Here is a 24,671-nt window from a genome sequence, read left to right on the forward strand (position 1 = left end):
ATCTCCTCCCGCCACCTGCCAATGTGGGAGCGAGCTTGCTCGCGATGGCGGTGTGTCAGTCACAAACCTTGCAACTGGCCCTCCGCTATCGCGAGCAAGCTCGCTCCCACAAGGGTTGTGGGTGAGCCTGGGATCGCCGCCCTGCCGTAGCCTCTTCATCTGGCAGCAAAGAGGTCTCATAAGACTGAGGCCTCGCGCGCGATCTCCTCCCGCCACCTGCCAATGTGGGAGCGAGCTTGCTCGCGATGGCGGTGTGTCAGTCACAAACCTTGCAACTGGCCCTCCGCTATCGCGAGCAAGCTCGCTCCCACAAGGGTTGTGGGTGAGCCTGGGATCGCCGCCCTGCCGTAGCTTCTTCATCTGGCAAGCCAGAAACGGTTAACATCCCTCTCCTTCGTCTACCCTCACAGAGCGGCGTACCGTCCTCCACGTGGGCGTATGCGTCACCATTCCTTGCCTTCATGTAACGGAGATCCTCCATGCTCAAGCGTTCCCTGGCATTGGCCGTCGGCGTTGCCCTGTCGTTTTGCAGCCTGCTGACCCAGGCCGCCGACACCCTGAAAGTCAGTGCGATTCCCGATGAGGCCCCGACCGAACTGCTGCGCAAGTTCAAGCCGCTGGGTGCCTATCTGGAACAGCAAACCGGCATGAAAGTCGAGTTCGTACCCGTCAGCGACTACCCCGCCGTGGTCGAAGCACTGGCCACCGACCGGATCGACATGGCCTGGCTGGGTGGCTTCACCTTCGTGCAGGCACGCCTGAAAACCGGCAATGCCATTCCCTTGGTACAGCGTGAACAGGACGCCCAGTTCACCAGTAAATTCATCACCGCCGACCCGGCCGTCAAATCCCTCGCCGACCTCAAGGGCAAGACCTTTGCCTTCGGTTCGGTGTCGTCGACGTCCGGTAGCCTCATGCCGCGCTATTTCATGCTCAAGGACGGCATCAAGCCTGAAAGCTACTTCAGTCGCGTGGGCTACTCGGGCGCCCATGACGCCACCGTCGCCTGGGTCCAGGCCGGCAAAGTGGACGCTGGGGTGCTGAATGCCAGCGTCTGGGAAAAACTGGTCGCCGCTGGCAAAGTCGACACGACCAAGGTCAAGGTCTTCGCCACCACCCCGGCCTACTTCGACTACAACTGGACGGTGCGCGGTACCCTCGACCCCGCGTTGGCGGCCAAGATAAAGGCAGCCTTCCTGGCACTCGATCCGGCCAACCCGAAGGACAAGGAAATCCTCGACCTGCAGGCCGCCAGTCGCTTCATCGAAACCAAGCCTGAGAACTACAAGGGCATCGAGGAAGCCGCACGCGCCGCCGAACTGCTCAAATGACCCTGCAACTGACCCAGGTCAGCGTTACCCATGCCAACGGCGTCCAGGCGCTGCGGGGCATCGACCTGCACATCGGTGCCGGCGAACAGGTCGCCATCATCGGCCCGTCTGGCGCGGGCAAGTCGAGCCTGCTCAACCTGCTCGCCACCGCCCTGCGCCCGGGTAGCGGCGAGCTGCAGTTGCTCGGTGAGCGCGCCTGGCATCTGTCTGCCCGCCAGCGTCAGCGCCTGCGCGCGCGCATCGGCCTGATCCACCAATCGCCGCCCCTGCCGCCGCGTCAACGCGTGGTCACGGCGGTTTTGGCCGGAAAGCTCGGCCAGTGGGGCATCGGCAAAAGCCTGTTGAACCTGCTGCATCCGCTGGATATTCCGGGCGCCAGGGCAGCGTTGGCCCGGCTGGACCTGGGCGACAAATTGTTCGCGCAATGCCAGCAGCTGTCGGGCGGACAGCTGCAACGCGTAGGCATTGCCCGGGTGTTGTACCAGGCACCTGAGGTGTTGCTGGCCGATGAACCGGTTTCGGCCATGGACCCGGTATTGGCCCAGCACACGCTTTCGGTGCTTTGCCGCCATGCCCGGGAGCACAACGTCACCCTGGTCGCCAGCTTGCACGCGGTGGAGCTGGCCTTGGCGCACTTTTCCCGGGTCATTGGCCTGCGTGATGGACAGATCCTGTTCGACCTGCCCACCGACGCAGTCGACCGTCCGTTGCTCGACACGCTCTACGCCAACGAACAGCTACAGTCTTCGCCAACGCCCCCCTCTTCCTTGAGCGTGCAGATCCCCCGATGCTGACACGCGATACCCGAGACCCCGCCAGCCGCCCGCGCCTGCTGCTCACGCTGCTGGCCCTCGTCCTGCTGTGGCCGGGCATCCAGTTCAGCGAACTGGACCTCGGCGTACTGCTGGCAAGCGACAGCCAGAGCGAGATGGGCCGGTTCGTCGCGGCGTTCTGGCCTCCCGCCCATGGCGACGAATTCGTTGAGCTGCTGTGGCAAGCCACCTTGCAGACGCTGGCCATCGCCACGGCGGGCATGGCGTTGGCGTTGCTGCTGGCGATGCCCGCAAGCCTGCTGGCCAGCCGCGCCCTGTCGCTGTCGGCGGCCTCCCGTGCCGGACACCCGGGTTATTGGGGAAAACTGCTGCGCTGGCCGGTGCGCGGCTTGCTGATCTTCCTGCGCAGCGTCCCGGAAATTGTCTGGGCCTTGCTCTTCGTGCGCGCCGTCGGCCTCGGCCCCACGGCCGGCGTACTGGCGATCGCCATTACCTACAGCGGCATGCTGGGCAAGGTCTACGCGGAAATCTACGAATCGGTCGACCAGCGTCCGGCCCACGCACTCTTGCAATCGGGCAGCAGCCGGCTCGCGGCCTTCTGCTATGGGATCCTGCCCAATGTCGCGGCGGAGCTGTTGTCGTACACGGTGTATCGCTGGGAATGCGCCATCCGCGCCTCGGTCGTGATGGGCTTCGTCGGTGCCGGGGGCTTGGGCCAGCAAATGGACCTGTCGCTGCGAATGTTCGCTGGCGGTGAAGTGGCCAGCCTGCTGCTGACGTTCCTGATGCTGGTGTTGCTCGCCGATCAGCTCAGCCGCCTGCTGCGCTGGAGGCTGGCATGAATCGCCTGATCAACGCGGTCATTGTCCTGTGCATCGGTGCGGCAGTCGTCGCCTCGTTCGTCTACCTGGGCATCGACCTGGGCGAGCTCGGCGACAGCGGCAATCTGCACCAGATGGGCGCTTATGCGCAGCGCTTTCTCAGCCCGGACCTGAGCCTGGGCCATCTGAAGGCGATCGGCCACGGCGCCCTGGAAACCCTCGCCATGTCGGCCCTTGGCACCCTCCTGGCAGCGGTGTTCGGCCTGCTGCTGGCTTTGCCTGCGGCCGGGCGCTTCGGCTGGCCGCTGCAGAGCGCTTCGCGGCTGCTGCTCAATGCCTTGCGCGCGGTTCCAGAACTGGTGTGGGCGGCCCTGATGGTCCTGGCCGCCGGGCTCGGCCCCAATGCCGGCACCCTGGCCTTAGCCCTGCACACCACCGGCGTGCTCGGCCGGCTGTTCGCCGAAGCCCTGGAAAATACCCCGTCCGAACCGGCCGACGCCATCCGCCTGCAAGGTGGCAATGCCGTATTGGCGTTCTGCTACGGCACGCTGCCCAACCTCCTGCCCCAGCTACTGGCCTATGTCCTGTACCGCTGGGAAAACAATATCCGCATGGCCAGCGTGCTCGGCTTCGTCGGCGCCGGGGGCTTGGGGCAAATGCTCTACGTCAGCCTCAGCCTGTTCCAGGAAGCCCAAGGCAGCACGGTGATACTGGCTATGCTATTGCTGGTTCTGGCGGTCGATACGTTGAGCAGTTGGAGTCGCCAGCGCTGGGTCAAGGCCTGAGGCCCAGGAGTAAAACCAACCCTTTCAGTGAAACCACACCACCTGTGGGAGCGAGCTTGCTCGCGATGGCGACGGCACAGCCGACATCAATGTTGACTGACCTGGCCCTATCGCGAGCAGGCTCGCTCCCACATTTGATCCCGATCGCCCTCAAAATCTTCTGTGCGAGCTCGCACACCGCGATTCGGCACTGCTCTAGACCCTCTCCATCAGCGCCCCTTGCGCATCCGCCTCCCCCTGCAACAGCTCGATCACCCAGTCGATAAAGACCCGCACCCTGGGCGACAACTGTCGATGGGGCGGGTACACCGCTGAGATCGGCCACGTTGGCACGTTGTAATCCTCAAGTACCTGAACCAACCGGCCCTCGGCCAACTGCTGTTGCACGTGATAACGCGGCGCCTGGATCAAGCCGAATCCCGCTTCACAGGCCGCCACATAGGCGTCGGCATTGTTGACGTTCAAGTCACTGGGCAATTGCATTTCGCGCACCCGCCCCGCCACCTCGAATTCGAACGGGAAAAACCGCCCATTGCCGGACGCAAACCCGACGGCCCGATGCGTCGTCAGATCATCCAACTGCCCGGGCGTGCCGGCGCGGGCCAGATAGCCAGGGCTGGCACACGTCAGTTGATGCAGGCGCACGATGGGGCGAGCCACCAGTGCCTGGTCGACGACATTGCCGGCGCGGATTACACAATCCACGCCCTCGCGCTGCAAATGGACCTGGCGGTCATGGAAACCGATGTCCAGTTGCAACGCCGGGTAGCGGCGATAGAAATCCGGCAGGCGCGGCACGATCCAGGTGCAACCAAAGGCAATGGGCATGTCCACTTTCAAAGTGCCGCGCGGTTGGCTGCGTTGCGCCGATAACGAGCTTTCGAGGTCATCGAGGTCGTCCAGCAACTGCCCGCTGCGCTGGTAATACGCTTGCCCATCGAGCGTTGCGCGCACCTGCCGGGTGGTGCGTTGCAACAGTTGCACGCCCAAATGGGCCTCCAACTGCTGAATCAACAGGCTGACAGTGGCCCGCGGCAGCCCAAGGTCATCGGCCGCCTTGCCAAAACCGCCCAATTCAACGATGCGCCGGAACACCTGCATGGCCTGCAATCGGTCCAATGTCTTGTCTCACTATTTAGATATCACGAATAGTTAAACCAATAATCGTGGATTTATCCAGGAAACCGCCTGATAGAGACTGCACAGGTCGTTCATTTCCAGGAGCAATCAGCATGAAGACTCGCCAACTCGGCCATCGCGGCCCTCACGTTTCCTCCATCGGCCTGGGCTGCATGGGCATGTCGGATTTCTACACCACGGGCGTGGACGAGCGCGAAGCGATTGCCACGCTCCACCGCGCCGTGGAATTGGGCGTGACGCTGTTCGACACCGCCGACATGTACGGGCCGCATACCAACGAAGAACTGCTCGGACGGGCCCTGCGTGGCAAGCGTGGCAGCCTGTACCTGGCGAGCAAGTTCGGCCTGGTGCGCAGCAGCGATCCCCATGCCCGCGGCGTCAATGGTCGTCCCGACTACGTCCGGCAATCTGTCGACGGCAGCCTCAAGCGTCTTGACACCGATTACCTGGACCTCTACTACCAGCACCGCATCGACCCTGAAGTGCCCGTCGAAGAAACCATCGGCGCCATGGCCGAGCTGGTCAAGGCCGGCAAGGTCCGCCACATCGGAATCTCCGAAGCCAGCGCCGAGACCATCCAGCGGGCCCACGCCGTGCATCCCCTGGCAGCGGTACAAAGCGAATACTCGCTGTGGTCCCGTGAGCCTGAACACAATGGCGTGCTCGCGACTTGCCGGCGCCTGGGCATTGCATTCGTCGCCTACAGCCCCTTGGGCCGGGGCTTTTTGACCGGCGAGCTGAAATCACCGGACGACTTCGCCGCCGATGACTATCGCCGCTTCAACCCGCGCTTCCAGGCCGACAACTTCAATCGCAACCTCGCGTTGGTAGAGCGGGTCAAGGCATTGGCCTTGGACAAGGGCATCAGCGCCTCGCAACTGGCCCTGGGTTGGGTGTTGGCCCAGGGTGAGCATGTGATCCCGATCCCGGGCACCAAGCAGCGCAAGTACCTGGACAGCAATGTGGCAGCGGCTTCGGTGGTGTTGAGCGCGGGTGAATTGGCCCAGCTGGATGGGATTTTCGCGGGCGAAGGTGCAGTGGCGGGCGACCGATACCAGGCGCACACGATGACGTTGTTGGACGGTTGATCCATCGGCTGGGCTGGTGGTTTCGACAAGCCGGATTCAAGCAGGCGCCCGCCCAGCCGATAACCCTATCAATAATAACTCCCAGACCTCCGGGCTCTGCCAGTTGCATAGGGTAATGATCAATGGGTTTGCCGCTTAATCGCCTGCTGGTGTGGGGCGTCCTGATGTTCCTCGCAGCAAGCGCTTGCGCGGTAGAGGCGCCGCTGCGCATCGTGACGGAGGAGCTGCCGCCCTACAACATGACGCAGAACGGCCGCATGACGGGCATGAGCACCGAAGTGATCCAGGCCGTGCTCAAGGAGGTCGGCATGGACGCGCCAATCCAGTCCATGCCATGGGCCCGGGCCTACGAACTGGCGCTCAATGAAAGCAACGTGTTGATCTACTCGATCGTGCGCACGCCTGCACGCGAACCGCTTTTCCAGTGGGTCGGCAGCATTGGCCCGACGCAGTGGTACATCTACTCGCTGGCGGACCGGCCGGTGAAACTCGACTCGCTGGCCGATGCCCACGGGCACCAGATCGCCACGGTCAATCAGGACGTGGGCGAGCAATACCTGGTCTCGAAGGGCTTTCGCATCGGCGAGGAATTGCAGTCGAGCACCAAATACGAACACAACTACCGCAAGCTCAAGGTCGATCACGTGGAGCTGTGGATTTCCAACGAGCTCAACGCGCTGTACCTGACGCGCCAGAATGGCGAAGATCCGGACAAGTTGCTGGTCCGCTCGCTGGCGCTGCCCGAGCTCAGCAGCGCCGACGGCTTGAGCATGGCATTCAGCCGCAAGACACCGGCCGATACGGTGGCGAAGTTCCGTGCTGGCCTCGAGACCATCCGTCGCAATGGCGTCTACGATGCCATCCTGCGCAAATGGTTATGACATGGATGCCAATTTTCGTACGGTGTCCTCCTTACAACCACAGACCAAGGCGCTCAGTTCCCTAGGACGCCGCCTGGTCCTGGCAACGCTGTTGTTCTGCCTGCTCTTTACCCTGGCGATGGTCACCTGGCGCACCTGGATGGCCTGGGAAAACAACCTGGCGGAAATGAATTCGGAGCTGGCCCTGATCGACCAGGTGTTCCAGAACACCCTGGCCCATGCCATTTGGGAACTGGACCGTGAATCCCTCGACCAGCAAATCGCCAGCGTCGCCAGGGCAGCGCCCGTGGGACGCCTGGTGTTGAACATCCTGCGCCCCGGGCAAGCGCCTGAAGTCATCGAACTCAATCGATACCCCGCCGGTCATTCGGGCGTGGTGCCGGTGTTGCATCGCCAACTCATCGCGCAGCCCTACGCCGGGGCCCATGAAAAAGTCGGCGAGCTGATCATCGAAGGCGACAATAACCTGCTGTGGGAGCGCCTCTGGGGCGAAGCACGCAGCATCGTCATCACCCAGCTCATCCAGTCCTTGCTGCTGGCCGGTTTGATCATGACCGTGTTCAACCGCCTGGTGACCGTGCATGTGGTGCACATCGCCCGTCACTTGGGCGAACTCGCACCGCAAACCCTCAAGCATCACCTCAAGCTGCAACGGGCCGTGCAGCGCCAGGACGAACTGAGCCTGCTCGAATTCCAGGTAAATACCCTCCAGGACAATCTCCGGGCCCATTTGGAACGCCAGCATTCGGACGAACTGGCCCTTGCCGCCAGCCGCGACCAAATGGCCGAACTGGTCGAGGCCCGCACCGCAGAATTGAAGGCGGCCAACCAGGCCCTCGAAGCACTGTCACGCCACGATGATTTGACCGGGCTGGCCAACCGTCGCTATTTCGACGAGTTGAAGGACATCGAGTTTCGCCGGGCAATCCGCCACAAGACCCCGCTGGCGGTGCTCATGTGTGATGTCGATTTCTTCAAGATCTACAACGACACCTACGGCCACATGCAGGGCGACTTGTGCTTGAAAGAGATCGCCGAGACCCTGCGCAGTGTGTTCGGTCGCTCTGGCGAACTGACTGCGCGCGTAGGTGGCGAAGAGTTCGTCGTGGTGCTGCCCAACATCGACGCCGCCCAGGCCTGCGAGGCCGCCCAACGTTTCCGTGCAAGCCTGGCGGAACGTGAACTGCCCCACAGCGGTTCGAAGGTATCGCCGTTTGTCACCGTAAGCATCGGCGTCGCCGAGCTGGACCCGGAGACCATGGACCATTTCGATCAACTGCTGCAACGCGCCGACCAGGCGCTGTACCGGGCCAAACACCAGGGACGCGACCGCGTTGCCCTGTAACAACTATCGCGCGCCATGAGGTCTGCATATGCACGTTCGCCTGACACTCTGCTCATGCTTGCTACTTGCCTCGATCAGCCTGCAAAGCCACGCCGAGACAATCGAAGTCGTGACCGAAGATTCCCTCTATGCCTACCAGCGTGACGACAAGGTCGCCGGGCCGGGCATTCGCATCGCCGAAGAAACGCTGAAAAACGCGCAGCTCACCGACTACAGCTTGACGCTCTACCCGTGGGCCCGGGCCTACGATAAGGCGCTGCACGAGCCTAACGTGATGATTTTCCCCCTGGACCGCACCCCGGCCCGCGAGCAATTGTTCAAATGGGTCGGTGAGATACACCGGGTGGCGAGCCGGCTCTACAAGATGCGAGACAGTGAAGGCATCGCCGTCAACAACCTCGAGGATGCCAAGCAGTACAGCATCGGCGTGGTGCGAAATGACGCCAAACAGATTTACCTGCAACAGCGTGGGTTTACCCGGCTGGTCATCTCGGCCAACAACCACGACAACTTTCAAAAGCTGCTGAATCACCAGATCCAAATGCTGCCGATGCCAGAGAACACCGCGCGCCTGATGAGCAAGGATGCCCAAGTGGATTTCACTTCGCTGGAAGAGGTCTATACCCTCGACGAACAACCCCACAAGGTCCACCTGGCGTTCAGCCTGAGCACACCTGACGAAGTGGTCGCCAAGGCCCAGCGCGCGTTCGAGCAGCTCAAGGCTTCTGGTGAAGTGGCGCGGATCATGAACGAACAGCGGTAGACTCTGGGGGATCACACCACAAGCAACGATGAGGTATGTCCCGATGAGCAAAGCGTCCTACGTTCCGCCCAAGGTCTGGAAAAATGACGCCCCGTCTGGCGGCCAGTTCGCCAGCATCAACCGCCCTATCGCCGGGCCGACCCACGAAAAAGCCTTGCCGGTTGGCAAGCACCCGCTGCAGCTCTACTCCCTGGCCACGCCCAACGGCGTGAAGGTGACCCTCCTGCTGGAGGAACTGCTGGCGCTGGGTCATACCGGCGCGGAGTACGATGCCTGGCTGATCCGCATTGGCGAAGGTGACCAGTTCTCCAGCGGTTTTGTCCAGATCAACCCCAACTCCAAGATCCCGGCCCTGCTGGACCGCAGCGCAGAGCCCGCCATCCGCGTCTTTGAGTCCGGTTCGATCCTGCTGTACCTGGCGGAAAAATTCGGCGCCTTCCTGCCCACCGATCCGGCAGGTCGCACCGAAACACTGAACTGGCTGTTCTGGCAGATGGGCGCCGCCCCGTACCTGGGTGGCGGCTTCGGACATTTCTACGCCTATGCGCCCGAGAAGCTCGAATACCCGATCAATCGCTTCACCATGGAGGCCAAGCGTCAACTCGACGTGCTGGATCGTCGCCTTGGCGAAAGCCAATACCTGGCAGGCGATGACTACACCATCGCCGACATCGCGGTCTGGCCCTGGTATGGCCAACTGGTGCGCAACAACGTCTACGGCGCCGCCGAGTTCCTGAGTGCTCACGAATACACCCATGTGCAGCGTTGGGCAGAAGAAATCGCCAAGCGCCCCGCCGTCCTGCGCGGACAGCGGGTCAACCGCACGTGGGGCGATGAGGCGAGCCAGGTGCCGGAGCGCCATGAGGCTGCGGATCTGGGCTGAGTGCGAATAGCCGGTTGGGCCTCGGCGACACGTGTTCAAGCCAACAACGTTAAGCCCCGGTCGCTGAAATACTGGCTCAACGTTGCCGTAGACGCTTGCGGATCCGCCAGGGCGACGTAGGTATCGGGGCGCAGCAGATAGGCGGCGTCCTGACACAACCCGGCTTTGTGATGCTCGGGCTGCCAGGCGAACGTGTGCAGGGGGATTTGGTGCTGGCTGCTCCAGGCTTTCAGCTCCTCCCGGGCCTCGCCGTAGACATGCACCTGCCAGCCGATGGTCGCTAGCGGTTCGTAGTTGTCGGCCCCCAGCAGCGGTACCCAGGGCAAACGGTCACCACCCCGTACGTCCCCCGCCTTGCCGGCACTCAACGGGCTCTCGTGATAATTCAAGGAGGTTTGGGACACCATCCGGAACAGATACTCACGTACCTGCTCGCTTTTGTAAGCAACACTTGCGAAGAGCGGTGCGATGCGCGTGCGCACGAAATCGGCAAAATTGCCTTGGGCTGTGGCAAAGGTGAACAGCCGGTCCGTCGTTTCCACAAGCTTTTGCGCAAATGCCTGGCGTTCGGCCTGGTAACTGTCGAGTAACGTGTCTGGTGCCTGGCCCTTCACCACCGCCGCCAGTTTCCAGGCCAGATTGATCGCGTCGAGGATGCCGGTGTTCATGCCTTGTCCACCGGCCGGGCTGTGGACGTGGGCCGCGTCTCCCAGCAGAAACGCCCTGCCCCAGCGGAACTGATCCGTGACGCGATGATGGACCCGGTAAGTGGAGAACCAATTCACGTGATTGATCCTGATGTTCAGGCCGTTGATGGCGTCATGGCCAACGTCCTCGAACGTCAGCGTCTCCGGGTGTTCCGCACGTTCGTCACGAACCGTGCCGATCAGGCGATATTGATCAGCTTCGCCATAGAAAAACACCAACACGAATTCGGATTTATCAAAAGCGATATGGGCCTCACCCGCAGGCTCGAAACCGCTGGCGGACACGTCCGCCACGTAGAACAGTTGTTTATAGGTACCGCCCTCGAAGCCGCTCCCCACCTGATGACGCACGAGCGAACGCGCGCCATCGCAGCCTGCCAGGTAAACGGCCGTGAGCGTCTCTTCGCGACCATCCGCCTGTTTCAAGCGCGCGGTAACCTGGTCGCCACGGTCCTCGAAAGACAGCAGCTCAGTCTGCCGCTCGACTTCGACGCCCAGGGACTTGAGCTGCTCGACCAACAGCTGCTCATGACGATCCTGGGGGTATATGAGGACAAAAGGATAAGGCGATACATCCCCGCCAGCGTCGACCAGCGGAATCCGCGCCTTGCGCTTCCCCAGGGCCCACATGTTCATGGCCGGGGTCTTGTACCCGGCGTCGATGACCGCATCGGCCAGGTCGAGCTGGCGATACAGCTCAAGTGTACGGGCCTGGACGGCCATGGCCCGCGAGGTTTCTCCCGGCCCACGGCTCTTGTCGATGATCCTGACAGCCAGCCCCTGCCGGGTGAGCCATAACGCCAGGACCAATCCAGTAGGGCCGGCTCCCACAATGAGAATGTCCGTTTGCGCCATGTTCATGCCTCTGGAGGACTGATGACTCTGGAGGCACTTAATAATGGCCGAGGAAGGCCGAATGTCAACGCACTGCCGGCGGGCAAGCTGGCCGCATGGATTCTGTGGCTACTGTGGATTCTGTGGACTCTGTGGCTTCTGTGGCTTCTGTGGGAGCGAGCTTGCTCGCGATGACGGTGGCATGTTCAACATCACCACAAGCTGACACACCGCAATCGCGAGCAAGCTCGCTCCCACAGAGGGGCTGTGCCAGCCAAAAAACCGAGGTTCACTGCTAACCCAGTGTGGGAGCGAGCCTGCTCGCGATGACGGCGGCACGTTCAACATCACCCCAAGCTGACACACCGCTATCGCGAGCAGGCTCGCTCCCACAGGGGGGCTGTACCAGCCAAAAAACCGAGGTTCACTGCTAACCCAGTGTGGGAGCGAGCTTGCTCGCGATAGCGGTGTATCAGGCGACTTCGATGTTGACGGTCATGACGCCTTCGCGAACAAGCCCGCTCCCAACAATTTTTCATCAGCTGCTCAGCGATTGGCTTCCAGCCTATATCCATCACCCGCCGACGCCGGAGTCGTTTCATTGGCCAATGCAAAAACACACTCATCCAGATAAGGCCTGACATCCGCCCATTTCTTGCGATCAGCGATAAACCCCCTCAGCTTCTTGCCGGCATCCACGACATCCGGCTCATGCGCCATCAGCATGAGCCTGGCGACTGAACTGGCGTCATTGGCCTTGTGCTTGGCATGATCCTGCCGGGCGTAAGAGTGAAACTCCTCGATTCGCCCCTGCACAGCTTCAGCACCGCCCATGCACTTGTCGCCCAATACCTCTTCACGCCGCTGCGCATGTCCACCGGCAAAGCTGTCCTGGACAAGGTGAAGCAAGCTGCCAAACGCCACCTGGTTCACATTCGCCCGCAGCCATGGACGCCCGACCGCAAAAAGGTCCTGCACCGTCTGCCCATTATTGAAATGCTGCTCCCAGCCTTCGATCTTGATGTCTTTCAAATAGGTATTGATGGGGTAGGTTCCATCGGCAACACCCCAAGCGAACTCGGCCCACATCATGATTTCACGCTTGGTCTGCTCTGGCGCGGCGCCCTCCTGGGAAGCCATTGCATGCAAGAACTGCAGGTCGCCGAAATGCGAACGAGAGATGTAGTTCCCCGTCCCCATGAACGCCATCGGATCAGAAGCGCTTTTACTCTCGGCTATCTCGAAAAGGTTTACCCAGCACCGCGTCTGCGAGATAAAACCAACCGAATAACGTCCATCGCAGCCCTTGGTCTTGGCATCTTCCGCGCCAGGCATGAACACCGGATCATCGTTCCAGCGAACCCCGGCAATGATGTAGGCGCCGGCATTCTCCAGATTGGGGTTGCTGCACTCCTGCCAATCCCCGTCGCACCCATAGATCTTCTGCGTCAACGCCTCATGGGCCGGATCGGAAAAGTTATGCAGCGCGAAGCTGGCAAAAGGCACCGTCGCCTTATAGGAAACCCCATATTTCTTGGCCATCTCCCGCTCAGCCAAGGTGCCATCCGGGGAGAGTTGAAAAGCATTGGCCTGGCCGATACAACCCAAAAAAACACCCCACACGACTCCCGACACGGCTTTATATGTATTCATGGATCGTCTCTGCAAAGGGCGATGACGGGCAGGTTATCGTCTCGCACCTGGGGTTGTGGTGGGCGTAACAAATGGCAAGATGCCATCGTCGATAGCATAGCGGGTGTCGGTTTGCCGTCCAGGCGTCATGGAGCTGTTTTTCCAGCGCTCAGTACTGCGACATCAACCCGCCGTTAGTAGACGGTCAAAGTCTTCAAGCCAAGAGCGAGTACCCGGCATCGTCGTTCAAGCAAAGTTGCATCTTCAAGAACTCTGGGTGAGCACATCTAGAAGGTCTTGCGCCGCTGCTGTGAATTGCGCCTCAGGATTGAATCCAAGCAAAGCGGGGAGACAGACCACGATATGGACTCACCCGTAATCGGTCAGTCCCATAATCGTGGTTTGTCACCGCCCTTCCCCGTCCCGACGAATCGGGATACTTGCAGGCTCGGCGTATCGTTAGCTATTGGAGTGTATTGATTCCTCGGGTCTAACCGTCATGACTTTCACTACGTCATCGATCACTGCTTTGCTCATCTCCATTAAATAATGAGCAGCCCAGGCATGGCGGTCCGTTTTCCTTTCGAAAGTTGCGTCCTCTGCAAGCCGGTAGGCGAGATGCAAGAGATCTGACGCTTGTTGCAACGCTTCATTTAACGGAACACCGCCGTTAACGCGGAACAGCGGACGATCGGAGCAATAATGGAATGGGGTGTAGCCGATAGTTTTTGCTGCTGCTTGATCGGTCATTTGCGATCTCCACTGACTGAGATGCAGCAGGACCGCGATACAGAGCTGCGGAGCAGATGAGGCCGTTTTCTTGATCTATTGATATGCATTGTTCAACTCCCTTGATCCGAAGAGCTGCCGCATCCGTTACCAAGCGAATGGGTGGCAGCTGTGCGCAGGTTGGTAAACCGGGGAATCAAGGAAACCGGCACGTCAGAAGACGTCCCACGCACAGCTGCCATAAAACAAAATCGCAGGCCTGAAAGCCTGCAATCCTGTCTGTGCACTGTTACGCCTTATTCCACCGGGTTACCAAGCCCGGTCGCTGAATGTGCAGCGACATCCAGAGCGTAACGCGACAGAAAACCTCCGGCGAGAGGCTTAGGGTCAGAATAGTGCTTTTGGTGGGATTTTCAGAAGTTTCCTACGTGAGAACCCAATGATCGCAGTCTCTCAGGGACAGACACGTTTGGCGGACGCAGCTCAAATTCTCGGAGAACTTTGGAGAGACTTGAGCGCGCGTTGTGAGTAGAGGTATATCAAGAGGCGCAGGCATTGAGTAGATTTGTGGGGATCCCTCAGGGTCTGCTCCTGTTTTCCCTTACCTCTGTTTTTCCAGAAAACGTCATTGATCCGCAAGGATTTTTCAAAACAATCTGATTACCGCATCTACGTGCTCAATCAAACTTCTAGGAGGCAGAGTATCGACATAAGTTTGAGCCAAAAAAAACGGATCCACGACCTTTTCCGAGCCACCCCCTCCAAAGTCGCCAATTACATACTTCGAAAAGGTACTCGAATCAATTTCCTCATCAACTATCCAGCACCCATCAAATTTACTAGCAAGTAACTCCCCAACAAAATAACCAATCCTTGTCAGTAACCAACTGCGATTTTCATCACTCACATCCTGCAATTCCATATATTTACTTATATAGGGCAGGAATTTTTCAGGAACAATCAATATTTCATGCGGACTTTCATAACCTAATATTTCAGCAAAATTATGTAGGATAGGCATACGCTCCTTACGAAACGTATCGAACCCAATCTTTCTTCTTTCCAACTCATCCTTTTCTTTAACCGTCATCTCTCTCATAGCCCTCTCACTTCACTTATAAATAACATGAATAACTTTATTTAACTCAAGGAAGAAAATGGGGACAGACTACGTTTCCTAAACTAAGACAGCAATCGCGGTCCGCCCCTGGTCGGCCTAGCTGAGCCCCCGTCCGATCATTGCTTCAATTTCATCAGAAAACGTTGCCTGTCCCCGTTTCTCCTATTGACAAAATTTATCGCTTATCGCTTTGTCGATGATGATCTCGAAATAGTTTTTCTCTCGCTTGACTATGGGTGAAACTGAGCGGACCAGCGTCATATCAAGGAGCTTTCCACAGACCTTAATTTTCTCGCGGTCGAATACCTTTAACATCTCGTCACCCTCATAATCAACGTGCGTGTCGAAAGTTACGCGTTCGCTTGCGCCACTCTGAACCACGTTAGGACAGGTCGCAGCTTCGAAGGCTTCGCAGTGAGCAATTGGTGTTGCCAGCTGATTTTCAATACGCAGCTCGTATATAAAAACCCTTTGTTCCATGCTCCCCAGAAAACAGCCAGACAGAGCCAGAGTCAGGCACAACACTTTAACGACGCTTGGAAATATATAACGCCTCGACATCACTTCATTCGCAATAGATAGATCATATTTACTTTGACGGCTTAATTTTTTGTAACATTTCATCAAATTCATCGCCATTCTGAAAAGCCATGACCGCGTGCCGTTATCCGTATCCGAGAAAACGGGGGACAGACCACGTTTTCTAAACCAAGGGGAAAACGAGGACAGCCCCTGAGTGATCCCCAAAATTTCCCACGAAAAATCAAGAAGATAGCCAATTGATGTGACCTGCACGGGGCGGCAGTTTTGATTGCACCACACAATTCAAGACTCCGTACCCCATGCAGGCTATCCAATTTTCACATACCGCTCTCGCTCAAACACTACCCAATATCCATGCTCGCCGACTGACCGCTCTGATGTGTTGCGTATCCGCCTTACTGCAAGGCCAATGCTTGACGCTGACAGCTCGGGGTCGATTTTTGCCTGGCCGCGCTTATCCCAAGCAGGGGAATGTGGTCTGTCCCGGTTTTCTCCGGTTTTCTCAAGTACCCTGGGTGAGCACATCTAGAAGGTCTTGCGCCGCTGCTGTGAATTGCGTCTCAGGATTGAATCCAAGCAAAGCGGGGAGACAGGCCACGATTTGGACTCACCCGTAATCGGTCCGTCCCATAATCGTGGTCTGTCACCGCCCTTCGTAGTCAATTCTCTGCTCACCTCGCTTACCGAAGTTAACGATGCGGGCCAACTGAAATCCCATTGGAAGTACCTTATCTCGAATCAACTGAGACACCGCATCTTCCATAGAGTCAGATGAAACCAAGTCCGCTGAAATGTGAATCCAGTACAGTACGTCTTCATTCGCCTCTTCGTCTGAAATAGCGACGGAGAAAGTCATGCTACCAAGGGAGCCCTTCAAATAATAGCCATCAACGTAGTTACCGCTCTCGCGCTCTTCCCCATCATTAACGCCTAGGGCATCAAAGAACGATTTCGCAAATGGTCGCAGCCCCACGCAACCAGGGTGCATACCAAGCAGATTTACATATTGCATTTCAACCTCCGGGAAAAACGGGGACAGACCACATTTTCTAAACTAAGCCAGCAATCGCTGTCCGCCCCTGGTCAGCCTAGCTGAACTCTCCGTCCGATCATTGCTTCAATTTCATCAGAAAACGTGGCCTGCCCCCGTTTCTCTCATAATTTTTAGCGTAAGCAATCATCCCTCAAAAACAGCCACATGTTTTAGATGAAATCGAATATTTTCTATAGGCAACATGTTCACCTCTCACCAACACTCACAACTTCCCCAGATCTAAAATTGAAATCCGCCAAAACATTTTCAGACACGTAACCAGCCAAATATTTGTCAAGCACCTCATCAGCCTGCTTTAACAAATGGCAATCATCAAACTCACCATTCTTCATGTGGTATACCTTATGATCACACCGAGCCTCATCGAGAAACAAGGCGTCTCCACTCTCAGTAAGCAACCAGCATCTTAATTGTAGGGATCCTATTTTCTCTTCCAGCGCCCTCATGGCTGCCTTCTTGCCTCCCACATGAATTCTGTATCGCTCGAGTGTCATACGTGATGCAAAATCAAAGGGTGCATTTAACCAACCTGTAGGTTGTACCGATGACTCGGTTACAACAAAGGAGTCAAAAAGCCGATAAAGCTCGCGCCATTTTAAAGGGAGCATGGCATGTTCAAGATCATACTGTTGGCCCGAAGTGGGCTCGTTCACAGATGTCAAATTAAAAAATAGGTTTTTTTCATACCCCTGACACACTAAAGAAGGTAACCACAAACGAACTCCTTTTTTGAAAGCTGCAACGGGAGGCAGCCATTGTTCATCAATTGCATTCGCAGTTAAAGGAAAGGCCGCAGCAAAATCTTTGAACATAACGCTTGCAGGGGCCCCGAGTGCGGCTTTAATCTCTGGCTTTATGCGATCGATGACTGAAGAGTCTAATTTATCAGTGACCGAACAAATAAAATCAAATTTTTTTATATCCAGCATTATTGTCCACCTAATCTATTGGATAACTGATAGGCATGAATCTGATCCTGAATCAACTCTCTCATTTATCGCTGGGTCGCTTGGAGATTCTCAACATATACATCACTCAGATTAACCTTCCCGTAAGTTTTCCAGTCAACCGAAGCCCCTTTTTGATGCATTAAATCCCTTTGGCAATGGTTGGGGAAAACGGGGACAGACCACGTTTTCTAGCCTAAGACAGCAATTGGTTTCCCGGGCGCCCCGGGCGGCCTCGCTGATCTCAACGTCCAATCATCGCTTCAACTCCATCAGAAAATGTGGTCTGTCTCTAAGTGACTCGGGTATTGAAGTAGATTTGTGGGATTCCTCAGGGTCTGCTCCCGTTTTCCTTTATTGACAAAATTTATCGCTTACCGCCCTATCGATGATGATCTCGGAATGGTCCTTGTCACGCTTCACTATTGGCGACACTGTCCGAATCAGCTTGATATCAAGGACCTTTCCACAGACTTTAATGTTTTGCCGATCAAATGACTCTAACTTTTTTTCGTCACTGTCATTATTAACGTGCGAAACGAAAATTACGCTGTAGCTTCCGCCACTCTGGACTACCTCAGAACAGGTCGTAGCATCGAATTCGTTGCAATAGGCTATTGGTATTGCCAGCTTATTTTCAATACGCAGCTCGTCAAAAAAGATCTGTTCCATCTCTATCAAAGAACAGCTAGACAACGCCAGTGGCAGAATCGACACTTTAACGACGCGTAGAAATATAGATAAGATTTTTGACATCACTTTAACTCGCAATGGCCTCGATGGTTGGAGAAAACGGGGCAGCCCACGCTTTCTCAACTAAGACAGCAATCGCTATCCTCCCCCGGTCGGCCTAGCTGAACTCCCGCCCGATCATTGATTCAATTTCACCAGAAAACGTGGTCTATCCCCGTCTCCCCACTTAGACTTTAAAGAGCGTGATAAAGGGTTAATAGAACACTTCAAATTAGCTAGAATGCCGCCGCCAAATCCTCTTGATTTATTCTTCAGCCAACTGCCAATCTCCACTTCTTGCCTCATCTAACGACAGATCCACAATATCTCTTACTTCAAAAACCTTTTGATCAAGATTCGATTGTTGATTTAGCATCTTACGCTCACAAACTATCGTCAGAGGCTGTCGAACTTTATCACCAGAAACCGGATAAAATCGCTTGCCGATGACATCAACATTTGAGTTAGAGCCTTTACAAGTTAAGATCGTAACTCCGCCTGACAACTCAAATTTTTCGACTATACTCATTGTAAATTTCATTTATTAGCCCCGTTATCTCTATTGCCTTCTGACTTCTCAATCGTGCTGGTCGCATTGAATTCAGCCTCTAGGAACGATTGGTTTCAAAACAATGGGCACAATGGGCACAGACCACGTTTTCTAAACTAATACAGCAATTACTTTCCCGGGCGGCCCGGGCGGCTTCACGGATGCTCAAGCAAGCTCTCCCAACAGCGGAAACATAAGAAATACAGCCCCCCTCGAGGATCCGCTATCACTCATAAACAGTAGCGGCAATTAACATTTCCGCAGCAATCCGCCAAGTTATTTTATCAACATCAACAGCTTCCCCCATATTTTTGTAACATCCATCCATGTCATTTGCGAAACCTGAGAGCCCCGAAAGAAACTGATCCAGAGTATCGTTCTGCCACTCATTACGATTTCTTACATAATCCCGACTTAACATCTCAACAAAATATACAAAGTCCTCTCGTGTTAAAACAGCCTTTGCGCATTCACACAACTCATCACTAGTCATCACTTACTTCGCCCTTGATAAATATAATACGGGGACACATCATGATTAGGAGAAAACGAGGACAGACCAAGTTTTCTAACCTAAGACAGCAATTGCTTTCCCCGGCGCCCCGATCGGCCTCGCTGATCTCAACGTCCAATCATCGCTTCAATTCCATCAGAAAATGTGGTCTGTCCCTGAGTGATCCATAAATTTTTCGAATCGATACGGACATCAAGAGGCGCGTGTATTAAAGTAGATTTGCGGAAATCCCTCAGGGTCTGCGCTCGTTTTTTTGCAAAAAATCCCGCTTATCACCAGCTTTTATCCTGCAATTGAGCTCCCCTTTCACAAATCTCATAAGCTTCCTTCACGCGCTTAAGCTCGACATCATAGTTATCAGGCTCCTCCTCTACCAACTTCTCTAAAACCACTTTTAGATTAAATAGATTGCCGGGATCATCACTGTCAATACGAACAGCATCGCGATAGCACTGCAAAGCCCCCTTTAAATCACCAACCTTAACAAGTAATCCTCCCATTTCCACATAGGTATCCACAAATAAAGAATCAGCCTCTATAGCTGCCTGATAACGCTTAAAAGCCTCAACCAACTCCATTTTTTTCTCAAGCTGCACACCAACTAAATACTGATATCTCGTCACTTGATGCTTGGGATTTAAATTAATTCCTTCCTCGTAGCAACGAATCGCATCAGCCAGCTCCCGCTTATAAAAATACCTATTTCCTACACATTCGAGCCTTATATAATCAGACAACACATCCGCTGAATCAGCCAAGAGAGCATCCCCCCTTTCAAATTCACCGCGAATATAAAACGCTGTAGCCTCATCCCTTATTTCAAGCTGCTTCTTCATACCCTTAATTACCCTTTCCAACACGCCTAATATCCAAAGAGAAAACGGGGACAGACCACGTTTTCTAACCTAAGACAGCAATTGCTTTCCCGGGCGCCCCGGTCGGCCTCGCTGATCTCAACGCCCAATCATCGCTTCAATTCCATCAGAAAATGTGGTCTGTCCCGGTTTTCTCCGGCCTGCCTAGCTTGTTTTATCGGCCAAATACCGGCCGCAAAACATCATCGAACGCATGTTCGGCTCGCTTAAGGAAAGCCGCCGCATCGCCACACGTTTCGACAACCTCGCGAAAAGCTATGCAGCGATGGTCTCATTAGCTTGTGCTAAGCGGTGTTTGCGACATTCCTTTTCGTACAGAGCCTAACTCTTCAGGAAGACCTCGACGTTTACCACCCCAGTCTTGCGATCAACTCGGGTTCGACTAATCACCTTTGCGTCTAACGGCTGCTCGGAAGGTATGTATATTTCAAACACGCCCTCGCCCTCAGTTTCGAATTTCCCCAGCGTCCAATTGGACTGATCCTCTTTCGACGGTTTCGGATATTCACTTAACGCCAAAAGCGTAGCCTCCTTAGCAACTGGCTCCATTTCATCCAAGCTCATCAACTTCTTCGTCACCATGGCTTCCACCCATTAAGAAGACGGGGATAGACCACATTTTCTAAACTAAGACAGCAATCGCTATCCGCCCCCGGTCGGCCTAGCTGAACTCTCCGTCCGATCATTGCTTCAATTTCATCAGAAAACGTGGTCTGTCCCCGTTTCTCTAAAACCCGGGTCCCTCATTGATGGATACCCCGTTACCCTTGTGAAACAGTTAACGATATCGACTCCAATCAGTCGGTTCGTCGGATGGATCTTCCTTTTCATCAGTAGCCCACAGTGTTAATTTGTCTCCTGTTAACCAAATAGGAACTCCTGGCGTATCAAAAAGTTCTTCAATAGGAGTCAAAGTTATTAACTCGCCCTGTGATATTTTACGGCAAACTCGAAAATTTCGGTCTCCAATCCTGATATCTACCAATCGATGTACGTCAGGGTACTCACCATACTCTTCCGTAATTACTTCTGGATTGGGAATCAGTACCTTACGCAGGTCTACCCCATCACCAGTCTCAAGATACCGAGATAGAGCAGATTTAAGTTGGCTTTGAACGCTCAAGCAAGCTCTCCTAATCATCAAAAACAATAGAGCCTTTAGGCGGCTCGCCATGGGGGCGCAATTTTATTGATAATCCCTGCTTCCCTGGTTTAAACCCTTGAAATAAATCCGGAAAATCATCTGTAAGGGATTGCCTAAGAACCGGCGCAGCTTCAAGTTTTGGACCAAACTGCCCCAGCAGTACTTCGCTTTGAACAAACAAGTCTAAATCAAATTTCTGCATATCGATAGGCTGTCCAAATGTCGGCTTGTTAGGGTTTCCTACTCTCTGTTGCCGAGCTTCCTGTCAGTCCTACTTTTGCTGTCGGATCTATAGTTCTAAATTCAGCCAACTCACCTGTGTTCAGCTTTGCCCCCAACGCACCATGAACATCGGCAATGAAGCCATCAACGTTTTGGGGAATATCTCCACGGCTCATCTGCATCGCATAGCGCCGGGCTCCAGTCACCGCGGATCCGACCTCACCAATAACAGCCTCTGCCCCAAACACCGTACCATTGGCAAGAATTACTGAGGAAACGGGGACAGACCCTGAGGGAGCCCCGAATTTTCCCGCGAAAAATCAATAAGATAGCCAATTGATGTGACCTGCACGGGGCGGCAGTTTTGATTGCACCACACAATTCAAGACTCCGTACCCCATGCAGGCCATCCAATTTTGATCCCTCAGGGACAGACCACATTTTCTAAACTAAGACAGCAATCGCTGTCCGCCCCCGGTCGGCCTAGCTGAACTCTCCGTCCGATCATTGCTTCAATTTCATCAAAAACGTGGTCTGTCCCTGAGTGATCTTCAACACCCAAAGCATCACAGTTGCTATATCCAAACCACTCCGAGCAAATCCCGACACAGCTTTGTGTTTGTTCACGAGTTGTCTCTGCAAAAAGGGCGATGACGAACCAGTCCTCCTTTCACGCCAAGGACTGGTTATAACGGCCATAACAAGTAGCAAGAGGCCATCACCAAAGCATAGCGGCTGCCATTTTTTCGTCTAGAGGCCAGAAACTGTTTTTTTCATCGACTCCCCTGGGACCGATACGAAAGTCGCTAACCAACAGACGGAGCAAACCCCAACCAAAAGCCCCTATGGACCACCCCCGCAAATAGCACATGCTCCCGCTCACACAAGCCCCCCTGCCGTGACCGCTACAGCGAAAGGACTCAGCACGCATCCCTCGTACGCGTCACGTCGCGCTAAACCGAGTCCAGCCATGAACCTACCGAATCTCTTCAACAAAGCCCGAACCCGCACTCAAGGGACGGTCAGCGTGGCCTGCACCTTTGCTGAACTGGACCAGACGCTGGCCGACGTACGAATCACTCCAGTGCTGGTCACCGGGTTCGTCTCCCCACACCTGGACATCGACCAGGTCGCCGCCAAGGTCAAGAAGCGTTTTCCCAACAGCGCCATCAGCCTGTGCACGACGTCGGGCGAGCTGTGTAACGGCACGAACGCGTTGTATTGCCAGACCGGGGAGACCTGGGATCGGGTGGTGCTGCAGCTGTTTGACGCCAGTGTGATTGTGTCGGCCGAGGTGGTGATGGTGCCGTTGGAGTGCGAGGACATTCGCGGTGGCGGCAAGCGCTTGGCCATGCGTGAGCGAATCGCCAGGCTGGTGAATAACATCAAGCAGGCGCAAGTGAGTACGCCGATCGATCATCGCGATACCTTGGCCTATGTGGTGTTCGATGGTCTTTCGGCCTCCGAGTCGTTCTTTATGGAGGCGCTCTATGAGTCGGGACGTTTCCCCTGCCTGTTCGTCGGCGGCTCGGCCGGTGGCAAGACGGATTTCAAAAAGACCCTGATCAGCGATGGTCAACGCAGTTATCAGAATCATGCGCAGATTGTCTTCCTGAAAACCGCAGCGGACGTGCGCTTCGGGGTGTTCAAGAGTCAGAATTTCCAACCTGCCGGGCTGACGTTCAGCGTGCTGACCGCGTCGGTCGAAGACCGCACCATCGACCAGGTCATCGACAGCCGGGGGAACATCAAGAGCATGGTCCAGGCACTGTGCGATGCGTTCGAGTGCAGTGCCCAGGCGCTGGAAAAGAAGCTGGGCGACTATTCATTCGCTATCCGCGTGGGCGATGAGCTGTTCGTACGTTCCATTGCCCGTATCGACTATCAGCAGCAGATCATCCAGCTGTTCTGCGACGTCGCGCCCGGCGAAGAACTGGTGATGGTCAAGCGCACGCCCCTTCGTGAGGCGACCCGACTCGACTACGAGAAATTCCTCAAGGGCAAAGGCGGCCATCCGGTGGCCGCCATTCTCAACGACTGCATCCTGCGCCGCCTCAACAACAGCGGCGATCTGGGCAGCATGGCCGGTATTTTTGGGGATGTGCCTTTGGCCGGCTTCTCGACGTTTGGTGAAATCCTCGGTTTGAACCTGAACCAGACGCTCACGGCGATTTTCTTCTTTCGAATCACCAAGGGCGCCAGCTTTGTCGACGAGTACGTCGATAACTTCATCGCCCACTATGGTGAGTTCAAGGCGTTTTTCCTGCGCCGCCAGGTCAAGAAACTGGCAGGCCTGAACCATGTCGTGGTCAAGCAGATCATGGCGTTCAAGATGAATGACTTCAGCAGCGCCTTGGACACTCGTGGCCTGGATAACACCATTCTGCCGGTGTTCGACGGCCTGACGGACCTGGGTCAGGTACTGGCACAGGCCAGCCAGCAACAAGCGCTGATGGCGACGCAAATCAAGCATTACTCTGGCGAACTGCACCTGTCGATGGATGACCTGACGGGCACGATCGACCGGCAAAACAGCGTCGCCGAGCAGGCCGGTACGACCGTCGAGCAGCTTGCCACGCAAGCGGGTGAAGCGGTGCTGGGCGCTCGTGCGCTCGCCAGTTCGAGCTTGCGTATCCAGTCGATCGTCCAGGTCATCCAGCAAATCGCCGGACAGACCAACCTGTTGGCCCTCAACGCCGCCATTGAAGCGGCGCGCGCCGGGGAGATGGGCAGAGGGTTTGCGGTGGTGGCCGATGAGGTTCGCAAGCTCGCGGAAATCACCCGCAAGAATGCCGCTGAAATCGGCGTGGACATTGACCTGCTATCAACGGAGATCCAAGGGGTCGCCCAACAGATCGAAGACCAGTCCGTCGCCGTGAGCGCCCTGCGCGAGATGCTCGATGCCCTGGAAGACTCGAGCCGCACCACCGAAGGCACCGCGCAACGCACGAAGGCCATCGCGGACACCTTGACCGGGCTGACTCACGCCGGTGCTTGAGCAACTGCCACAGGGTTGGGTGTTGAATCCGGATACTGTGGGCACCCGCAATCCCTTGTGGGAGCGAGCTTGCTCGCGATAGCGGTGGGTCAGCTTGTGGTGATGTTGGATGTGCCGACGTCATCGCGAGCGAGCTTGCTCCCACAGGGTTTGGTGTTGAGTCCGGACGCTGTGGGTTCCCGCCATCCTTTGTGGGAGTGAGCTTGCTCGCGATGGCGACGGGTCAGCTTGTGGTGATGTTGGATGTGCCGACGTCATCG

The 24,671-nt window shown here is 56.0% G+C and carries 24 protein-coding genes and 2 pseudogenes; 12 read left to right on the top strand and 14 right to left on the bottom strand.

What is annotated here, in order from left to right:
* Positions 1-479 precede the first annotated feature (479 nt).
* From KI237_RS17045 to phnE, 4 genes are read left to right on the top strand one after another with little or no spacing between them, the layout of a single operon-like run.
* Positions 480-1,331, top strand: coding sequence for a putative selenate ABC transporter substrate-binding protein (locus tag KI237_RS17045; RefSeq protein ID WP_003200995.1), 852 nt, complete (start codon positions 480-482; stop codon positions 1,329-1,331).
* Complete coding sequence (locus tag KI237_RS17050; protein WP_212796254.1) at positions 1,328-2,125, top strand: phosphonate ABC transporter ATP-binding protein; 798 nt, start codon at positions 1,328-1,330, stop codon at positions 2,123-2,125. The genes KI237_RS17045 and KI237_RS17050 overlap by 4 nt, the downstream gene beginning before the upstream one ends.
* Positions 2,119-2,946 carry a PhnE/PtxC family ABC transporter permease gene (locus KI237_RS17055; RefSeq protein WP_212796255.1) on the top strand — a complete coding sequence of 276 codons (828 nt, stop codon included), beginning with the start codon at positions 2,119-2,121 and terminating at the stop codon, positions 2,944-2,946. Before KI237_RS17050 ends, KI237_RS17055 begins: the two co-directional genes overlap by 7 nt.
* The gene (phnE, locus tag KI237_RS17060) at positions 2,943-3,710 is read left to right on the top strand and encodes a phosphonate ABC transporter, permease protein PhnE (protein WP_212796256.1); all 768 of its coding nucleotides are present in this window, start codon (positions 2,943-2,945) and stop codon (positions 3,708-3,710) included. The genes KI237_RS17055 and phnE overlap by 4 nt, the downstream gene beginning before the upstream one ends.
* Positions 3,711-3,905: 195 nt before the next feature.
* Here phnE and KI237_RS17065 read toward each other — a convergent pair whose 3' ends face one another.
* The gene (locus tag KI237_RS17065) at positions 3,906-4,829 is read right to left on the bottom strand and encodes a LysR family transcriptional regulator (RefSeq protein ID WP_212796257.1); all 924 of its coding nucleotides are present in this window, start codon (positions 4,827-4,829) and stop codon (positions 3,906-3,908) included.
* Positions 4,830-4,942: 113 nt separating this feature from the next.
* Here KI237_RS17065 and KI237_RS17070 point away from each other — a divergent pair, with 113 nt between their 5' ends.
* The 5 genes from KI237_RS17070 to yghU all read left to right on the top strand — a co-directional run bounded on the left by KI237_RS17070 (position 4,943) and on the right by yghU (position 9,810).
* Positions 4,943-5,938, top strand: a complete 996-nt coding sequence (locus KI237_RS17070) for an aldo/keto reductase (protein ID WP_212796258.1) — start codon at positions 4,943-4,945, stop codon at positions 5,936-5,938.
* 122 nt (positions 5,939-6,060) lie between these two features.
* Positions 6,061-6,819, top strand: a complete 759-nt coding sequence (locus KI237_RS17075; RefSeq protein ID WP_212796259.1) for a substrate-binding periplasmic protein — start codon at positions 6,061-6,063, stop codon at positions 6,817-6,819.
* Between the two features lies 1 nt (position 6,820).
* On the top strand, positions 6,821-8,164 hold the full coding sequence (locus KI237_RS17080; RefSeq protein ID WP_212796260.1) for a diguanylate cyclase: 1,344 nt from the start codon (positions 6,821-6,823) through the stop codon (positions 8,162-8,164).
* 28 nt (positions 8,165-8,192) lie between these two features.
* Entirely contained in the window at positions 8,193-8,927 is a 735-nt protein-coding gene (locus KI237_RS17085) for a substrate-binding periplasmic protein (RefSeq protein ID WP_212796261.1), read from the top strand.
* A 43-nt stretch (positions 8,928-8,970) separates the two neighbouring features.
* Positions 8,971-9,810, top strand: a complete 840-nt coding sequence (yghU, locus tag KI237_RS17090) for a glutathione-dependent disulfide-bond oxidoreductase (RefSeq protein ID WP_212796262.1) — start codon at positions 8,971-8,973, stop codon at positions 9,808-9,810.
* 35 nt (positions 9,811-9,845) lie between these two features.
* Here the strand turns inward: yghU and KI237_RS17095 are convergent, their stop codons facing one another.
* The 10 genes from KI237_RS17095 to KI237_RS17140 form a co-directional block, all read right to left on the bottom strand.
* Positions 9,846-11,372, bottom strand: coding sequence for an FAD-dependent oxidoreductase (locus KI237_RS17095; protein WP_212796263.1), 1,527 nt, complete (start codon positions 11,370-11,372; stop codon positions 9,846-9,848).
* Positions 11,373-11,897: 525 nt separating this feature from the next.
* Positions 11,898-13,004, bottom strand: a complete 1,107-nt coding sequence (locus tag KI237_RS17100; protein ID WP_212796264.1) for a hypothetical protein — start codon at positions 13,002-13,004, stop codon at positions 11,898-11,900.
* A gap of 438 nt (positions 13,005-13,442) precedes the next feature.
* Positions 13,443-13,733, bottom strand: coding sequence for a DUF3077 domain-containing protein (locus tag KI237_RS17105; RefSeq protein WP_212796265.1), 291 nt, complete (start codon positions 13,731-13,733; stop codon positions 13,443-13,445).
* Positions 13,734-14,358: 625 nt separating this feature from the next.
* Entirely contained in the window at positions 14,359-14,811 is a 453-nt protein-coding gene (locus tag KI237_RS17110; protein WP_212796266.1) for a hypothetical protein, read from the bottom strand.
* A gap of 183 nt (positions 14,812-14,994) precedes the next feature.
* On the bottom strand, positions 14,995-15,654 hold the full coding sequence (locus KI237_RS17115) for a hypothetical protein (protein WP_212796267.1): 660 nt from the start codon (positions 15,652-15,654) through the stop codon (positions 14,995-14,997).
* Between the two features lie 364 nt (positions 15,655-16,018).
* Positions 16,019-16,387 carry a hypothetical protein gene (locus KI237_RS17120; RefSeq protein WP_212796268.1) on the bottom strand — a complete coding sequence of 123 codons (369 nt, stop codon included), beginning with the start codon at positions 16,385-16,387 and terminating at the stop codon, positions 16,019-16,021.
* Positions 16,388-16,614: 227 nt separating this feature from the next.
* Positions 16,615-17,358: a hypothetical protein gene (locus KI237_RS17125; RefSeq protein ID WP_212796269.1), complete on the bottom strand. Its 744-nt coding sequence runs from the start codon at positions 17,356-17,358 to the stop codon at positions 16,615-16,617.
* 1,015 nt (positions 17,359-18,373) lie between these two features.
* Positions 18,374-18,637, bottom strand: a complete 264-nt coding sequence (locus KI237_RS17130; RefSeq protein ID WP_212796270.1) for a hypothetical protein — start codon at positions 18,635-18,637, stop codon at positions 18,374-18,376.
* 247 nt (positions 18,638-18,884) lie between these two features.
* A complete protein-coding gene (locus KI237_RS17135; RefSeq protein WP_502937126.1) occupies positions 18,885-19,151 on the bottom strand; it encodes a DUF7660 family protein in 267 nt (88 codons plus the stop codon).
* A gap of 293 nt (positions 19,152-19,444) precedes the next feature.
* Positions 19,445-20,008, bottom strand: a complete 564-nt coding sequence (locus tag KI237_RS17140) for a hypothetical protein (RefSeq protein ID WP_212796272.1) — start codon at positions 20,006-20,008, stop codon at positions 19,445-19,447.
* A gap of 176 nt (positions 20,009-20,184) precedes the next feature.
* Here KI237_RS17140 and KI237_RS17145 point away from each other — a divergent pair.
* A pseudogene (locus tag KI237_RS17145) lies at positions 20,185-20,372 on the top strand (IS5/IS1182 family transposase); the annotation flags it as partial.
* On the opposite strand, the gene KI237_RS17150 reads toward KI237_RS17145, so the two are convergent.
* The 3 genes from KI237_RS17150 to KI237_RS17160 all read right to left on the bottom strand — a co-directional run bounded on the left by KI237_RS17150 (position 20,369) and on the right by KI237_RS17160 (position 21,393).
* The gene (locus tag KI237_RS17150; protein WP_212796273.1) at positions 20,369-20,629 is read right to left on the bottom strand and encodes a hypothetical protein; all 261 of its coding nucleotides are present in this window, start codon (positions 20,627-20,629) and stop codon (positions 20,369-20,371) included. The pseudogene KI237_RS17145 and the gene KI237_RS17150 sit on opposite strands and share 4 nt — an antisense overlap.
* Positions 20,630-20,825: 196 nt before the next feature.
* Positions 20,826-21,170 carry a hypothetical protein gene (locus tag KI237_RS17155; protein WP_212796274.1) on the bottom strand — a complete coding sequence of 115 codons (345 nt, stop codon included), beginning with the start codon at positions 21,168-21,170 and terminating at the stop codon, positions 20,826-20,828.
* Positions 21,171-21,180: 10 nt separating this feature from the next.
* Entirely contained in the window at positions 21,181-21,393 is a 213-nt protein-coding gene (locus KI237_RS17160; RefSeq protein ID WP_212796275.1) for a hypothetical protein, read from the bottom strand.
* 990 nt (positions 21,394-22,383) lie between these two features.
* Between KI237_RS17160 and KI237_RS31045 the strand changes: the two are divergent.
* Together KI237_RS31045 and KI237_RS31050 are read left to right on the top strand one after the other, a co-directional pair.
* Positions 22,384-23,538: pseudogene (locus tag KI237_RS31045) on the top strand (FIST signal transduction protein); the annotation flags it as partial.
* A gap of 372 nt (positions 23,539-23,910) precedes the next feature.
* The gene (locus tag KI237_RS31050; protein ID WP_249410756.1) at positions 23,911-24,411 is read left to right on the top strand and encodes a methyl-accepting chemotaxis protein; all 501 of its coding nucleotides are present in this window, start codon (positions 23,911-23,913) and stop codon (positions 24,409-24,411) included.
* Positions 24,412-24,671 lie beyond the last annotated feature (260 nt).

Source organism: Pseudomonas sp. St316, assembly GCF_018325905.1.
GTDB lineage: Bacteria > Pseudomonadota > Gammaproteobacteria > Pseudomonadales > Pseudomonadaceae > Aquipseudomonas.

What these genes read in the sequence shown, in the direction of transcription:
- KI237_RS17045 (WP_003200995.1), top strand. Translation starts at nt 480, where the DNA reads ATGCTCAAGCGTTCCCTGGCATTGGCCGTCGGCGTTGCCCTGTCGTTT.
- KI237_RS17050 (WP_212796254.1), top strand. Translation starts at nt 1,328, where the DNA reads ATGACCCTGCAACTGACCCAGGTCAGCGTTACCCATGCCAACGGCGTC.
- KI237_RS17055 (WP_212796255.1), top strand. Translation starts at nt 2,119, where the DNA reads ATGCTGACACGCGATACCCGAGACCCCGCCAGCCGCCCGCGCCTGCTG.
- phnE (WP_212796256.1), top strand. Translation starts at nt 2,943, where the DNA reads ATGAATCGCCTGATCAACGCGGTCATTGTCCTGTGCATCGGTGCGGCA.
- KI237_RS17070 (WP_212796258.1), top strand. Translation starts at nt 4,943, where the DNA reads ATGAAGACTCGCCAACTCGGCCATCGCGGCCCTCACGTTTCCTCCATC.
- KI237_RS17075 (WP_212796259.1), top strand. Translation starts at nt 6,061, where the DNA reads ATGGGTTTGCCGCTTAATCGCCTGCTGGTGTGGGGCGTCCTGATGTTC.
- KI237_RS17080 (WP_212796260.1), top strand. Translation starts at nt 6,821, where the DNA reads ATGGATGCCAATTTTCGTACGGTGTCCTCCTTACAACCACAGACCAAG.
- KI237_RS17085 (WP_212796261.1), top strand. Translation starts at nt 8,193, where the DNA reads ATGCACGTTCGCCTGACACTCTGCTCATGCTTGCTACTTGCCTCGATC.
- yghU (WP_212796262.1), top strand. Translation starts at nt 8,971, where the DNA reads ATGAGCAAAGCGTCCTACGTTCCGCCCAAGGTCTGGAAAAATGACGCC.
- KI237_RS17095 (WP_212796263.1), bottom strand. Translation starts at nt 11,372, where the DNA reads ATGGCGCAAACGGACATTCTCATTGTGGGAGCCGGCCCTACTGGATTG.
- KI237_RS17100 (WP_212796264.1), bottom strand. Translation starts at nt 13,004, where the DNA reads ATGAATACATATAAAGCCGTGTCGGGAGTCGTGTGGGGTGTTTTTTTG.
- KI237_RS17105 (WP_212796265.1), bottom strand. Translation starts at nt 13,733, where the DNA reads ATGACCGATCAAGCAGCAGCAAAAACTATCGGCTACACCCCATTCCAT.
- KI237_RS17110 (WP_212796266.1), bottom strand. Translation starts at nt 14,811, where the DNA reads ATGAGAGAGATGACGGTTAAAGAAAAGGATGAGTTGGAAAGAAGAAAG.
- KI237_RS17120 (WP_212796268.1), bottom strand. Translation starts at nt 16,387, where the DNA reads ATGCAATATGTAAATCTGCTTGGTATGCACCCTGGTTGCGTGGGGCTG.
- KI237_RS17125 (WP_212796269.1), bottom strand. Translation starts at nt 17,358, where the DNA reads ATGCTGGATATAAAAAAATTTGATTTTATTTGTTCGGTCACTGATAAA.
- KI237_RS17130 (WP_212796270.1), bottom strand. Translation starts at nt 18,637, where the DNA reads ATGAGTATAGTCGAAAAATTTGAGTTGTCAGGCGGAGTTACGATCTTA.
- KI237_RS17135 (WP_502937126.1), bottom strand. Translation starts at nt 19,151, where the DNA reads ATGACTAGTGATGAGTTGTGTGAATGCGCAAAGGCTGTTTTAACACGA.
- KI237_RS17140 (WP_212796272.1), bottom strand. Translation starts at nt 20,008, where the DNA reads ATGAAGAAGCAGCTTGAAATAAGGGATGAGGCTACAGCGTTTTATATT.
- KI237_RS17150 (WP_212796273.1), bottom strand. Translation starts at nt 20,629, where the DNA reads ATGGTGACGAAGAAGTTGATGAGCTTGGATGAAATGGAGCCAGTTGCT.
- KI237_RS17160 (WP_212796275.1), bottom strand. Translation starts at nt 21,393, where the DNA reads ATGCAGAAATTTGATTTAGACTTGTTTGTTCAAAGCGAAGTACTGCTG.
- KI237_RS31050 (WP_249410756.1), top strand. Translation starts at nt 23,911, where the DNA reads ATGGATGACCTGACGGGCACGATCGACCGGCAAAACAGCGTCGCCGAG.